Source organism: Mesorhizobium sp. CNPSo 4684, from assembly GCF_057784315.1.
Genome location: NZ_JBWLUX010000037.1, coordinates 13,114 through 25,316, shown reverse-complemented (window position 1 = coordinate 25,316; position 12,203 = coordinate 13,114). Strand labels below are relative to the sequence as shown.

The 12,203-nt window shown below is 61.7% G+C and carries 13 protein-coding genes and 2 tRNA genes; 5 read left to right on the top strand and 10 right to left on the bottom strand.

Annotated features, from left to right (window positions below):
- Nucleotides 1-235 precede the first annotated feature (235 nt).
- Together AC04SG_RS27470 and AC04SG_RS27465 are read left to right on the top strand one after the other, a co-directional pair.
- Complete coding sequence (locus AC04SG_RS27470; protein ID WP_488553607.1) at nt 236-424, top strand: hypothetical protein; 189 nt, start codon at nt 236-238, stop codon at nt 422-424.
- 889 nt (nt 425-1,313) lie between these two features.
- Nucleotides 1,314-1,484 carry a hypothetical protein gene (locus tag AC04SG_RS27465; protein ID WP_488553606.1) on the top strand — a complete coding sequence of 57 codons (171 nt, stop codon included), beginning with the start codon at nt 1,314-1,316 and terminating at the stop codon, nt 1,482-1,484.
- Between the two features lie 45 nt (nt 1,485-1,529).
- Here the strand turns inward: AC04SG_RS27465 and AC04SG_RS27460 are convergent.
- The 3 genes from AC04SG_RS27460 to AC04SG_RS27450 form a co-directional block, all read right to left on the bottom strand.
- Nucleotides 1,530-1,615 (bottom strand) — tRNA-Leu (locus AC04SG_RS27460).
- Nucleotides 1,616-1,634: 19 nt separating this feature from the next.
- Nucleotides 1,635-1,922, bottom strand: a complete 288-nt coding sequence (locus AC04SG_RS27455; RefSeq protein ID WP_488553605.1) for a tyrosine-type recombinase/integrase — start codon at nt 1,920-1,922, stop codon at nt 1,635-1,637.
- A 166-nt stretch (nt 1,923-2,088) separates the two neighbouring features.
- Nucleotides 2,089-2,382, bottom strand: a complete 294-nt coding sequence (locus AC04SG_RS27450) for a helix-turn-helix domain-containing protein (protein ID WP_488553604.1) — start codon at nt 2,380-2,382, stop codon at nt 2,089-2,091.
- A 189-nt stretch (nt 2,383-2,571) separates the two neighbouring features.
- Here AC04SG_RS27450 and AC04SG_RS27445 point away from each other — a divergent pair, with 189 nt between their 5' ends.
- A complete protein-coding gene (locus tag AC04SG_RS27445) occupies nt 2,572-2,880 on the top strand; it encodes a hypothetical protein (RefSeq protein WP_488553603.1) in 309 nt (102 codons plus the stop codon).
- A 204-nt stretch (nt 2,881-3,084) separates the two neighbouring features.
- On the opposite strand, the gene AC04SG_RS27440 is transcribed toward AC04SG_RS27445, so the two are convergent.
- Nucleotides 3,085-3,363, bottom strand: a complete 279-nt coding sequence (locus AC04SG_RS27440) for a hypothetical protein (protein ID WP_488553602.1) — start codon at nt 3,361-3,363, stop codon at nt 3,085-3,087.
- A 192-nt stretch (nt 3,364-3,555) separates the two neighbouring features.
- Here AC04SG_RS27440 and AC04SG_RS27435 point away from each other — a divergent pair, with 192 nt between their 5' ends.
- The gene (locus AC04SG_RS27435) at nt 3,556-4,191 is read left to right on the top strand and encodes a hypothetical protein (protein ID WP_488553601.1); all 636 of its coding nucleotides are present in this window, start codon (nt 3,556-3,558) and stop codon (nt 4,189-4,191) included.
- Nucleotides 4,192-4,272: 81 nt separating this feature from the next.
- Here the strand turns inward: AC04SG_RS27435 and AC04SG_RS27430 are convergent.
- From AC04SG_RS27430 to AC04SG_RS27420, 3 genes are all read right to left on the bottom strand, one after another.
- Nucleotides 4,273-4,358 (bottom strand) — tRNA-Leu (locus AC04SG_RS27430).
- 134 nt (nt 4,359-4,492) lie between these two features.
- Nucleotides 4,493-5,155 carry an outer membrane protein gene (locus tag AC04SG_RS27425; protein ID WP_488553600.1) on the bottom strand — a complete coding sequence of 221 codons (663 nt, stop codon included), beginning with the start codon at nt 5,153-5,155 and terminating at the stop codon, nt 4,493-4,495.
- Nucleotides 5,156-5,270: 115 nt separating this feature from the next.
- Entirely contained in the window at nt 5,271-6,122 is an 852-nt protein-coding gene (locus AC04SG_RS27420; RefSeq protein WP_477352989.1) for an alpha/beta fold hydrolase, read from the bottom strand.
- Nucleotides 6,123-6,465: 343 nt separating this feature from the next.
- Between AC04SG_RS27420 and ade the strand changes: the two genes are divergently transcribed.
- Nucleotides 6,466-8,277, top strand: coding sequence for an adenine deaminase (gene ade, locus AC04SG_RS27415; protein ID WP_488553599.1), 1,812 nt, complete (start codon nt 6,466-6,468; stop codon nt 8,275-8,277).
- Between the two features lie 12 nt (nt 8,278-8,289).
- Here ade and AC04SG_RS27410 read toward each other — a convergent pair whose 3' ends face one another.
- From AC04SG_RS27410 to AC04SG_RS27400, 3 genes are all read right to left on the bottom strand, one after another.
- Nucleotides 8,290-9,447 (bottom strand): alpha/beta hydrolase, encoded by a 1,158-nt coding sequence (locus AC04SG_RS27410; protein ID WP_488553598.1) that lies wholly within the window; start codon nt 9,445-9,447, stop codon nt 8,290-8,292.
- 132 nt (nt 9,448-9,579) lie between these two features.
- A complete protein-coding gene (locus AC04SG_RS27405; protein ID WP_488553597.1) occupies nt 9,580-10,653 on the bottom strand; it encodes an alpha/beta hydrolase in 1,074 nt (357 codons plus the stop codon).
- Nucleotides 10,654-10,754: 101 nt separating this feature from the next.
- The gene (locus AC04SG_RS27400) at nt 10,755-12,158 is read right to left on the bottom strand and encodes an aminopeptidase P family N-terminal domain-containing protein (RefSeq protein ID WP_488553596.1); all 1,404 of its coding nucleotides are present in this window, start codon (nt 12,156-12,158) and stop codon (nt 10,755-10,757) included.
- Between the last annotated feature and the right edge of the window lie 45 nt (nt 12,159-12,203).

Below are 12,203 nucleotides of genomic sequence, written 5' to 3'. Positions count from 1 at the left end.
CTGAGCCGCAAGACATGCTCGAATGGATCGTGCGCAAGTAGGCGCTATCCAGCCATAGATGAGTGGCCGGCAGGGTTGGGTTGCCTTATGGGGCTATGTCATGCCGGCCACTGCGGGTGAGTTTGGTCCCCCGCGCGGATGACCCTATGGGTATATTAGCAATCGCGCAATTAAGCCGTATGGACTAGCCCGCCGTAGGGGGCCGCACCGGCCCCGCCCTATGGTGCCCCACTGGATGAACGGCGCCCTACCGGTGATGGTCTCGATCGACTTCAAGCGGCTCATGGACCTCACGAAGGGCGCGGTAGTGGTCGCTGTGGTCTTCCAGGAGCGGCCGGACGATGCTCTTGTGCAGCGCCTCTGCTGCGACCAGGACGCGGTCGATCTGATCTTGCGTGCGAAGTGTTTCGAAAAGAGACGCTAATGCGGCATGCAGCTTGCTTCCTGCGAACCGGCAGGAGGTAAACCACATGATACTTTCACGAGATCGGGATGATGACGATATGATCGTCCAATGCCCTAACTGCAAGCGAATGATGATCCGAAAAGGTCGCCTGATCAAAAGCGCCAAGTCTCTGACATGTGAGGGTTGCGGCAATGAGATCCGACTGACTTATTCGTACAAAATGGCAATCTTTGAAAACCGCAGGCCACCATCATGATTTGTCCGGGCCGAATTGCCAAATGCTCGACGGTTTTGGCTGGCACAGGAAAGTGGCCGACGCCAGGGGTTGGGGAACCTCGGGTGGGGCAGGCGCCGGGCCAAAAAATGCAGGGAGCAACCCCACCCGGCGCTCCTTAGTGACGGCAGGCCGCGCCCCCAAACCCATGACCCAGCGCAGCCTACCGTCCCATAAGGTACGCGGAGTCAAAACAAGTAGTTGCAGAGAAATGGCCGGCAGACGCCGGCGCCCGCCTTCGGTCGCGATTCCTACAGGCCGACGCTTTGTGGCCATAGGGCACAAGCCATTGCTGGAAAACCGACCGGCCTAGCCAGCCTACGCGGCTTTCCGAACTCGCCGCAATGGGCCGACGCGATGCAGGGGCTACATTCTCCTCATGCAGCGCGCCGGCCATTTGCTGGTCGTGCTCGTCTGGATGCGTGGCCTTTGCCCGGGTAATACTTGGTAAAGCTCTAGCCCGCGCGCCGCAAATCACGCTGTGATTGCGCTCCTCGCTCCAGCCGCTTCGATGCAAATTTGGGCGACAATCCCTGGGTTCGAGAAGTCAGCGCGACGGATCCGAGGCGCCTTCGGATGCGACGCTTGGAACCTCCGACGTACCCGATGGATTATCTATCGAGGCGAATTACCATGGAAGATAAACCGGCGACCAAATTTTCAGGAGAAGCGCTCGTCACGGTGCTGGTGATTTGCCTGCTCATCATAGGCCTGTTTTTTATTGGCTTCCGATACTCGGAGCGCGATCAAGGGGCGCTGATCATACCTGGCTCCGTGCAGCAAGGAGGCGGTGAACGACCGTAACGCGTGTCTCGGTGGCCTGCCAGCCGAAGCTCGAAGAGCGAAGGCTGGTGCGGACGACGGGAATCGAACCCGTACGATCAGAGATCGAGGGATTTTAAGTCCCTTGCGTCTACCAATTTCGCCACGTCCGCTTGCTGCGATTACAAGCACTTAAGAAAATGCCGGTCTAGCCATTTCCCTGCACTTGGCACCGGGTTGGCACCGAAGGCCAGTTATTGTTCTGCGCCCGTTCTCATCGCAGCCTTTATCGCCGCTGCCGCGCCGTCGTCCGACCTCTTGAAAAAGGTGGGCGTAGACCGACAGCGTGACCACGGGTGACGCATGCCCTAGGCGACGGCTAATTGCAACCACGTCGAGCCCGCCAGCGATGAGGGCGAAAGCATGGGTGTGCCTGAGGTCGTGGAACCTAACCTTGGGAAGTTCGATGGTCGCTGGCATCTTCTGCCGGGTTCCTCAATCGATCGCATCGCGCCAAGCTCCAGACACGCGAGACGGCGCTATGGCCTCGCCATCCGGCCCGAGACGAGCGCATGCTTTCCGGTCTTCCCCGAGCCCCAAGGAGAGGCGCTGTTCAAGCTGACCGGTTCCTAGCCGGCGATTGCCATCATGCTTTTCTCTGCCGGCGGCGCCACATTCTATTGTCGGTGGCGAGACCGCTATCAACCTCAGAGCGGGCTAGCGATGGATGGCCTTCGCCGGTGAAGACAACTCCGGCGTCCTCAAAGGCTTGGCGCATGGCCGCTATGTTGTGGGGACGCGATTTCCTAACCCCGTTCTCAAAATCGCTGATCGTGGCCTCGCTAAGATTGGCCTTTGCGGCAAGTCGCACTCGCGACCAGTTCAGCAGGGATCGTGCTGCTCTTAATTGATCTGCTGAGAGTAGATTTCGGCTTTCCATAGGCCCTCAAACATTCAATATGGCTAATATGTTCCCATTGACCTTTCTGCGACGATCTGAGGCGTGCGGAAGATCAGGCGGCCGCCCCTGGAGCGCTCGCGGCCTGCGCGCTAAACAATCAACGGATGGGAACTGATCCTTCGCGCCCATGTTATCGGATCGAAGGGGCATTTGCTCAGGAGATGAAGGATGAAACGTCTTCTTATCGGTACTGCCATGATGGCTCTTTCCACCGGTCTTGCTCTCGCTGGGACGACGGGAACATCGTCGAGTGGTTCCTCCACCACGAGTGGCAGCTCCACCACAACCACAACGATGCCGACAACCGATAGCAACACGGATTCGACGACAACGAAGTCGACCAACTCCAACTCAGCGAAAGATTGTGCGCCGGGCCAGCAGAGTGGCAGTGCGAAGCAGGCGGCTCCCGGCCAGCAAGATACCAGCGCCAAGTCCGCAGCCCCGGGGCAGGTGAAAACAACCACCGAAGGCTGTTAGCTGGAGGGCTGGCTTTGCGGTTTACAATCAGCATTCAAATTCCCCGCTACTCCGGTCGGCGGGGATTTTGATTTAGGGCCTGGAACATTTTCGCCCCGACGAGCCGATGAATTAGCGAGCGCGCCATGGGCGCGCTCGCTGAATACGGCAACATTTCTCGGCGCGAGAAGCCCGCCGACGGGTCGGCGAGCTTTTGCTGAAAGGCTATTTGCCCATCATCATTGCCATTTTGCAAAAGTTTTCGTGCGCCTTGGCGATAGTTGCATCGGCGCAGTCCTTCATAATGGCATCACGGTCTTCCTGGGACATTGCCGCCCAAGCCGCTTTCGCTTCGGCTTCGGACTTCATGGTCTTCATGCCGGCATCCGTGAAGAAGGGGGACATCTTCGCCGGATCGTCGAGTGCAGACGTGCTTCCTGCGACCGCGGAGCCGGAAACCATTGCAAGGGTCATGGTAGCGAAAACCACTTTCTTGAGGTTCATGTCAAATTCCTCCCAAAAGGGGCGGCCTTTGTGGCAACCCGTGCTTCACAACGCGGGTTTTTGGGAAAGGTTTCTCGCAAACGCAAAGTTGCCCAATTCGGGATGGGTTCTAAGGATGGGGGTGCTTTGCAGGCGAGTGCCAGCGGTGTGTGGCTACATGGCACTTTCGCATGAGGGTCCTATCTAACGGCCATGCCTCAACGGCGAAAAATCGACGAAACTGCGAAGCTGGTTGGCGAGTGGCCTCTTACGCCTGCCGCCACGCTGGGGTCCTCAGTGCGGGCGAGGGGTATTTTCCTGGAGGTGCGGTCACGCCTTCCGATGGCAGCGAGAAAGTTGCTGAATATCGAATCCCGGGTGCTGACCTTGCGCGTACCGGAAGGTGTTGAGGCTGACGTCTCCGATGCATGCGCGATCATTTCGAACTCGATGAAAGACATTGAGGACCTGCCGGTGATCCCTCGCGAAGCCGAGGACATCTTAACGATCAAGGCCGGCGAACGGCACCGCTGGCTGAAGGATGGCCGCCTTGAAAGCGCCGGGACACGGACGGTGAAATTGCGCGGCCGCGCCAGGAAGATCACCTTTCACGTGTTCGACCCACGGCATATTGAGGATGTGCTTGACCGTGACCTGGTTTCGCTGTGGCGAGAGCAGGACATTGCGACAGCCGCCGAAAACAGGCGGCGTGCTGCAGGTCAAGCGGCCATGAAGCGCGCCCTCAAGAGAGCCCGTCAATCAGACCATTCAGACGGCAGCCGAGATGAGGAAAGTGGCTCTGACCTACGCGATTGGGATGAGTTCGACATAGCTGGGCTTCTGCGCTGATGAACGGCCCGCCGCCGGGACCGTTTCCTCAAGGGTATCCGATCACGCCGGTAGACAACGAATAAGGCAACGAAATAAAAGTGGTGCGGACGACGGGAATCGAACCCGTACGATCAGAGATCGAGGGATTTTAAGTCCCTTGCGTCTACCAATTCCGCCACGTCCGCAGGCCAGCCCTTTTCAGACGCCAGCGAAACCCGTCAAGCCATCTTTTGCCGAGTGTCGCCACCCGAATTCATGAAAGGGGGTTCGTGATTTTAAAACAATCGGTTGTCGCGAAAGTTTCAGTCGCCGAGGACAATCAGAACTTGTAGCTCAGGTTGATGCCGACCGCGTTCAGCTTCACATCCTGATCGCGGTCGTTGAAGGGTTGCGCCACGTCATAGTGCTCGGAGCCGAAATCATAGTAGCGATACTGCGCGCCGACGATGAACTTGTCGGTCAGCGCGTAGTCGACGCCGGCACCCACGGTCCAGCCGACGTTCGTGCGCGTGCTGGCGAACGACGCCCCCGCGACTTGCGACGTTTCGATGCCGGCAAAGGCGACGCCGCCGACGCCATAGACCAGCACGCGGTCCATGGCGAAGCCCGCCTTGGCGTTGACTGATCCGAACCACTTGATGTCGGTGCCAAATATGCTTCCAAGGCCAGATTCCGCCGTGCCATCGATCGAGGAATAGTTGAGCTCCGCCTCGGCGCCGATAACCGCCTGATCGAACTGCCAGAGGCCAGCGACATGGCCGCCGACGAAACCGCCGTCAATGTCGGGCGAGATGGAAAACGGCGCGCCTTCTGTTCCTGATATGTCGGACTGGCCCCAGCCGTAGCCGGCCTGCAGGCCGGCATAGTAGCCGGTCCAGTCGAAGCCCGGTTCGGTCATCGGCACCGCCATCGGGTCGGCGGCAAAAGCCGGCGCGGCCAGAGCGGTCAGAAATCCGGCACTTGCGAGCGTCAGACAACGCATCGAGCTCTCCGAAATGGCGGTTCAGAAGACGTCTTGCCGGAAGGTAACCCTATTCGCTGCAAAACGGAACCCATTGTTCAACAATCGAAATACGCCTGTTGCTGCGCGCTATTCTCTATTTGGCGTCGATAAAGTCCAGCGCCGCCTGACTGTATTCGTCCGGCGCCTGCAGCATGGCGAAATGACTGGCGTTGGGCAGGATGATGAGCTTGGCGCCCGGAATGACGGAGGCCATGTATTCGGTGTGTTCGCGCTTGATCGCCTCGTCATGATCGCCGGCGACGATCGCCGTCGGCGTGGTGATCTTGGCGAGCTGTTCCTTGGTCCAGGCAGGTTCCGACTCCCACATGTGGCTGATCTGCGAAACGAAGGCATCGTACTGGTCCGGCGTCTTCGACATCTTCTTGTAGTCGCGGCCGGAGCGCTCGATGTAGGCGGCAAAGGTCTTGTTGGTCATCACGCCGGGATCGACGCCATCGGTGGTGACATTGGCGGCCTGCGCAAAAAGCCTGGTCAGCCGCTCCGGATGATGCAGCGCGATGTCGATGCCGATAATGCCGCCGTCGCTCCAGCCGACAAGAGCGGTCTTGTCGATCTTGAGGTAGTCGAGCAGGGCCAGATAGTCGGACGCCATGAGGTCATAGCCGTAAGGTTGCTCGGTGCGCGTGGAGCGACCATGGCCGCGGCTGTCGGCGACGATCACCTTGTGGGTCTTGGACATAGTCGCCACCTGGCTCGCCCAGATATCGGCGTGGCCAAGACCGCCATGGATCAACAGGATCGGATCCCCGGCGCCGAAAACGGCATAGTACATCTGGATGCCGTTGACCGGCGCATAGCCGCTCTGATCCGGTTTGGGCATCGCCGCCGGCTCCGGCAGCGTCAGCCAGCGCTCCTCGGCGGATGCAAAGCCGGCCGAGATCAGGAACAGGGTGACGAAGACGAACGCTTTCAGGAACCGGGTCATGACTTCACCTCAGGAGGTTCGTCCTCGGGTCGTTTCGGTCTCGGACGTTGCGAAGGTCGATTTAACAGTCTTCCCGTGGGCGGAGTCAACGAACGGAGGGGCGGGCTGGCGGCGTGAATTGAAATTTCAATCCGTGCCGCCCGCCGCAACGCGTCCGGTTCCGCTGTGACGGCAATCGCAACAAAAAACCCGCCTCGCGGCGGGTCGTTGGCGCAAATCAGCACCATCTACAAAACAATAGCATAAGTGCCGGCACAAATAAACCTGGCCGAGCGGATTTCGCCCGCAATCGCTGGTCAAAGCCATGCCGGCTTGGCACAGTCGGGGCAAACAGGAGTCTCCCATGGCAAAGACCGCGCACGCGACGAAACCCAGGCCTTGGATCGAGATGGCGACCCATCTGGTCGATGTCGCGACCGGGCGCAAGCCGGCCGATCTAGTCATTCGCAACGGCCGCTGGGTGAATGTGCATTCTGGCGAGATCATCGCCGGCACCGACATCGCCATTGCCGGCGGTCGCTTTGCCTATTGCGGGCCGAATGCCAGCCACGCCATCGGCCAGGGCACCAAGGTGGTCGACGCCGGCGGCCGCTATCTCGTGCCCGGCCTTTGCGATGCGCACATGCATGTCGAGAGCGGCATGGTGACGGTGACCGAATTCTGCCGCGCCGTCATCCCGCACGGCACCACCTCGATGTTCATCGACCCGCACGAAATCGCCAATGTGCTGGGGCTCCCCGGCGTGCGGCTGATGCACGACGAAGCTGTCGCCATGCCCATCAACGTCCACGTCCAGATGCCGTCCTGCGTGCCTTCGGCGCCGGGGCTGGAGCATGCCGGTGCCGAACTGACGGTTGCCGATGTCACCGAAGCGATGACCTGGGAGAACATCATCGGCCTCGGCGAGGTGATGAATTTCCCGGGTGTCGCCGCCAACGATCCGGTGATGTCGGGCGAGATAGCCGCCACGGTGAGGGCCGGCAAGACCGTTGGCGGCCACTATGCCTCGCGCGATCTCGGCCTGCCGTTCCACGGCTATGTCGCCGGCGGTCCGGAGGACGACCATGAGGGCACGCGCGCCGAGGATGCGATCGCGCGCGTGCGCCAGGGCATGAAGGCGATGCTCAGGCTCGGCTCGGCCTGGTACGATGTCGCCTCGCAGATCAAGGCGGTGACGGAGAGCGGGCTCGACCCGCGCAATTTCATCCTGTGCACCGACGACAGCCATTCCGGTACGCTGGTGCATGAAGGCCATATGGACCGGGTGGTGCGCCACGCAATCCAACAGGGCCTGAAGCCGGTGACGGCGATCCAGATGGCGACGCTCAACACCGCCCAGCATTTCAAGCTTGAGCGCGAGATCGGTTCGATCGCGCCGGGACGGCTGGCCGACCTGCTGATCGTTTCCGATCTCGCCGCCATGACCATCGACGAGGTCTATGGCCGCGGCGTCAGGCTGGCCAAGGCCGGCAAGCTCGAGATCGACATTCCGGCCTATGACTATCCGAAGACGGCCAAGAACACGGTCAAGCTCGGCAAGAAGCTCAAGGCAGGCGACTTCGATATTGCAGCGCCGAAGGGCGCCAATGAGGTGCGGGTGCGGGTCATCGGCGTCATCGAGAACCAGGCGCCGACGCGGGCGCTTGAGGCCGATTTGCCGGTCGAGGACGGGCTGGTCGCCATGGATCGCCGCAACGACATCTGCCAGATCGCGCTGGTCGAGCGCCATCGCGGTACGGGCGGCGTCGCCAACGCCTTCGTCTCCGGCTTCGGCTATATGGGCGACTGCGCCCTGGCCTCCAGCGTGGCGCATGACGCCCACCACATCATCTGCGTCGGCACCAACAAGGAAGACATGGCGCTGGCCGTCAACCGGCTGGGCGAGGTCGGCGGCGGCGTGGTGCTGTTTTCAAAGGGCAAGGAACTGGCGCTGGTCGAAATGCCGATCGCCGGGCTGATGTCCGACGAGCGCGCCGAGATCGTCGCGGCCAAAGCCGAGAAGCTGACCGAGGCGATGCGCAAGATGGGCTGTTCCCTGAACAACGCCTATATGCAGCACTCGCTCTTGGCGCTGGTCGTCATCCCGGAGCTGAGGATCTCCGATGTCGGGCTGATCGACGTGACGACGTTCCAGAAGGTCGACCTTTTTATCTGACAGACCCGGCTGTCAACCCCCGGTGGCGATGGTCAGCACCTTGAACGGGGTGGTGATGACGACTTCGGCCATGGAGCCGACCGCCTTGCCGATCCCTTGGCCGATATCGTCAAACTCGCCCGGATCGTTCGATCGCAGGGCGGCTGGTGTGCGCAGCCGGTCGCCGAGCAATTGCACCAGGATCGGATTGTCCGCGAACTTGGCGTGGTTCAAACGGTCACCGCCCTTGGTCTTGGTGAGATCCGCCACGACCACGCCATAGCTGGCGAGGTCGGCCGCATTGCCGTAGTCGCCGACGCGCGGCTTGTCGCCGGAGATAATGGACGACAGCTTCAGCGCACGGTCGTCTCCCGAGAGCAGGATCGCGAACGGTTTGTCGGGTTTGCCGTAGCGGATCATCTGTTTCTTGAAGACGTCGACATCGATGTCGGGCGAGGCGAGGACGACATAGCCGAGCTTGCCGCCGAGATCGCGGTCGCCGGTGATGGCGAGCTGGCGCAGCGCCTCCATCGTCACCCAGGTTCCCATCGAATGGGCGATGACGTCGATGCTCTTGACCTTTGTCTTGGCCAGCATCCTGAGCGTCGCCTCGAGATCGTCGCGCGCGGCGTTGGCGCTTTCCTTGTCGTAGATATAACCGGTGGTCTTGCCGCTCGAAGCCCAGGAAAACAGCACCGGCGTGCCCGGATATTTGGTGTCGTGGGCGATCTGCGTCAGCCGGTAGACGCCATCGTCGAAACCGTTGTTGAAACCGTGCACGAAGACCAGGGCGCGGTCGCCATTCATGGCGATGTTGGCGCCGACAGCCTTGGCGAATTGCGGGGCGTCGCCATAGTGGACGACGTCGGTGGCGGTGAATTGCTTGGCTGGGTTGGAGTCGGCCGAACCCTTGGCGCGCTCGATGGCGCCGAGCTGGTGAACCTTCGGCACTGTGACGTCGACGCGGGCGTAGCTGGTGGTCAGCGAACGGTCGCCGTCGAACACCTGGCGCGGATCCTTTGTCGCCGGCTGGCGGGTGGTGGCGACGAAGATTTCGTGGGTGGCCGCGATGTCGGAGGCAGGCACCGACACCGTCGTCTTGTTCAGGAGGTCATGCGTGTTCTGGCCGGCGCAGCCGGCGACAGCGAGCGCGAACGCAAGGACGAGGACGGTCTTCCAACGCACGTTCACGCGGGCTCCCGCTGGCGCATGGCGCCGATTTTATTGTCGATAGAGGCAGAGACCGGCCCGGTCCAGTTGAAAATGAGCGGGCCGCGCGGCATTTGCGAACTCACGCGGCGACAGTAGCCGCAGGGCAACAGCCTATTGTCCGAGCGCGCTGATGCGGTCGGTCACCGTCTGGTCGCTGGCAAAGCCGTCATCCTCGCGCAGCCGCTGGCCGATCATCTTCACCAGTTCGGGATTGTCGGCGAATTTGGTGTGGTTGAAGCTGTCGGTTCCCTTCACCTTGGAGAGATCGACCACGGTGACGCCATAGGCAGCGAGGTCGGCGGCATCCTTGTAGTCGCCGACGCGCGGCCGCGAGCCTGCGATCAGGCCGGAGAGCCTGAGCGCACGGTCATCGTCGGAGAGCAGCAGGATGAACGGCTTGTCGGGCTTGCCGTAGCGGCGCATCTGGCTCTTGAATACGTCGACATCGATGTCGGGCGAGGCCAGCACGACATCGCCGAGCTTGCCGCCGAGATCGCGGTCGCCGGTGATGGCGAGCTGGCGCAGCGTTTCCATGGTGACCCAGGTTCCGAGCGAATGGGCGACGATGTCGATGCGCCGCGCGCCGGACTGCTGCAGCATGCGCAAGGTCACTTCGAGCTGGTCGCGGGCAGCACTCGCACTTTCCTTGTCATAGACATAGTCGGTGGTCTTGGCGCCCGATGCCCAGGAAAACAGCACCGGGGTGCCGGGATAGCCGGAATCATGGACGATCTGGGTCAGGCGGTAGACGGCATCGTCGAAGCCGGTGTTGTAGCCATGCACGAAGACCATGACGCGGCCGCCGCGGGCGGCGATATCGGCGTTGAGCGCGGCGGAAAATTTCGGCTGCGCATCGTAGCCGACGACCTCGGACGCCATGAAGTATTTCGCCGGGTCGTTGGACTTGCCGCGCGAGCGGCGCTCGATCTGGCCGGTCTGGTGGATGCCGGGAACGGTGACGTTGACGCGGGCATAGCTCAGCGTCGCCGAGCGTTCGCCGTCGAAAACCTTGTTGGGATCGTCGGATTTCTTGCGCGTCGTGGCGATGAAGATCGAGTGATTGCCCGAGATTTCGGTCACCGGCGTGGACATGACGGCGCTGCCGAGCAGTTCCTCGGTTTTGCGGCCGCCGCAGCCCGCCACAAGCAAGGCAAGCGCAAGAATGCAAATCGTCTTCAAACGCACGTCAAAATTCCACTTAAGCCCAAAAGGGCCATCCACCCTCCGCGACACCTCCCGGACAGGCCAAGTGCGGCAGAAGTAAGTCGTGTCCAGCCGAAATGCGTTCAGCGCCGAGCCACGGTCATCGCACTGTTGCGCGAAAGCCAAAATGGCGGCAGGAACGCCGGAATGTTGGAGAAGGGCAGCACCTCGGGCTTCAGCCTTATGCCGAGCACGTCCACCATGAAGGCGCGGCGCGCCTCGATGCGGCGCCAGGCCTCGGGATGGCGGGCGGCGATCTCCTCGCGCAACGCCTCATCGGCGAGCGCGATGCCGTCCTCGATGTTGGTGGTGAAATAGCTGGTTCCGGTCGCCGGGATGATGTCGACCTGCAGCGCCATGCCCGGCCGCAGCTTGATGTCCGAACCGGAAAACACCGGCGAATGCATCCATTCGTCGATATGGACGAGATGGCCGGGATTGAGCGAGACGCCGAAGAATGGATCGCCGATGCGGTCATGCACGGCTTTCCATAGGGCACCGGCGGCAACGCCAATGCCGACGGTCTCGTACCAATCGACGACGGCGGCGAAATAGGGCGCGACCAGTTTGTCGACATAGTCGCTTATTTCGTTGGGAAGCTCGGCCGCACTCTCGACCAGGAAGCCGGCGCGGGCATTGAGCGAGCCCTGGATGCCATAGGCCATGGTGATCGGATCGCCGCGCTTGATGATGTCCAGGCGCGGGCTTGGCAGGCCGTAGGGCGCACGCTTGCCGGCGGACAGCATCGGGTGGCAGCACAGAGGCAGGCCATTCATGCCCATCAGCCGCGCCGCCTGCAATTCGCTCATGCCGGGCTCGATATCCCTGAGCACGTTGCGCAGGCCTTGCGAGGAAAAGGTCGCGGCGAACTCGAAGGAAGCCAGCTGGTCGGCCTCGTTGATGGCGCGCAGGCCATCCGTTGGGTTCATCAGAAGGTTGGCGGCATTGACCACCGCGCCCTTGTCGCCGGCCAGTGTGCGCAGCGTATCGGCGATGAAGGACGGCAGGTCGAGCGTCGCCTCGGCAAACCCGCCATCGCCGGGGCCGAACGGCTTCCAGCCGATGGCGCCGATCTTCTGGCCGGTCGTCAGGCCGCAGGTGGCAAGCGTGTCGGACAGGGAGGCGGAGCGGTCGCGTGGCTGTGCCGGCAGCGAGAAGGTCTGGTAGAGAACGCGCTCATAGGGTCCGTCGCAGATTTCGGCATAGCCCCAGCCCTCATTGCCGACGAGAAGTTTTGGCTGGTTGCCTGGAATGATGATCAGCAGCGTCTCCTCGAAACGCGGGTCGTAACCACTGAGGTAGGCGACATTGGCGGCATGCTCGCGGTCGCCATAGACGGCGAAGGCGTCGAGCCCCGCCTCGGCGCCGCGCGCCAGCAGAGCCTCGATGCGCGCTTCATAGGTCCGGCGCGAAAGCAGCGGCATAGTGGTCGGCTCGCCGAATTCAGGAAGCGCGACGGTCTTCAGGGCGACAGCCGAAACAGGCATGAAGATGGCTCCAATGAATTTTTTTCGGCGCACCAAAGCGGCCGC

What these genes read in the sequence shown, in the direction of transcription:
- AC04SG_RS27455 (WP_488553605.1), bottom strand. Translation starts at nt 1,922, where the DNA reads ATGCCAGCGACCATCGAACTTCCCAAGGTTAGGTTCCACGACCTCAGG.
- AC04SG_RS27420 (WP_477352989.1), bottom strand. Translation starts at nt 6,122, where the DNA reads ATGACCCGGTTCCTGAAAGCGTTCGTCTTCGTCACCCTGTTCCTGATC.
- AC04SG_RS27440 (WP_488553602.1), bottom strand. Translation starts at nt 3,363, where the DNA reads ATGAACCTCAAGAAAGTGGTTTTCGCTACCATGACCCTTGCAATGGTT.
- AC04SG_RS27445 (WP_488553603.1), top strand. Translation starts at nt 2,572, where the DNA reads ATGAAACGTCTTCTTATCGGTACTGCCATGATGGCTCTTTCCACCGGT.
- AC04SG_RS27435 (WP_488553601.1), top strand. Translation starts at nt 3,556, where the DNA reads ATGCCTCAACGGCGAAAAATCGACGAAACTGCGAAGCTGGTTGGCGAG.
- AC04SG_RS27470 (WP_488553607.1), top strand. Translation starts at nt 236, where the DNA reads ATGAACGGCGCCCTACCGGTGATGGTCTCGATCGACTTCAAGCGGCTC.
- AC04SG_RS27400 (WP_488553596.1), bottom strand. Translation starts at nt 12,158, where the DNA reads ATGCCTGTTTCGGCTGTCGCCCTGAAGACCGTCGCGCTTCCTGAATTC.
- AC04SG_RS27465 (WP_488553606.1), top strand. Translation starts at nt 1,314, where the DNA reads ATGGAAGATAAACCGGCGACCAAATTTTCAGGAGAAGCGCTCGTCACG.
- AC04SG_RS27450 (WP_488553604.1), bottom strand. Translation starts at nt 2,382, where the DNA reads ATGGAAAGCCGAAATCTACTCTCAGCAGATCAATTAAGAGCAGCACGA.
- AC04SG_RS27425 (WP_488553600.1), bottom strand. Translation starts at nt 5,155, where the DNA reads ATGCGTTGTCTGACGCTCGCAAGTGCCGGATTTCTGACCGCTCTGGCC.
- ade (WP_488553599.1), top strand. Translation starts at nt 6,466, where the DNA reads ATGGCAAAGACCGCGCACGCGACGAAACCCAGGCCTTGGATCGAGATG.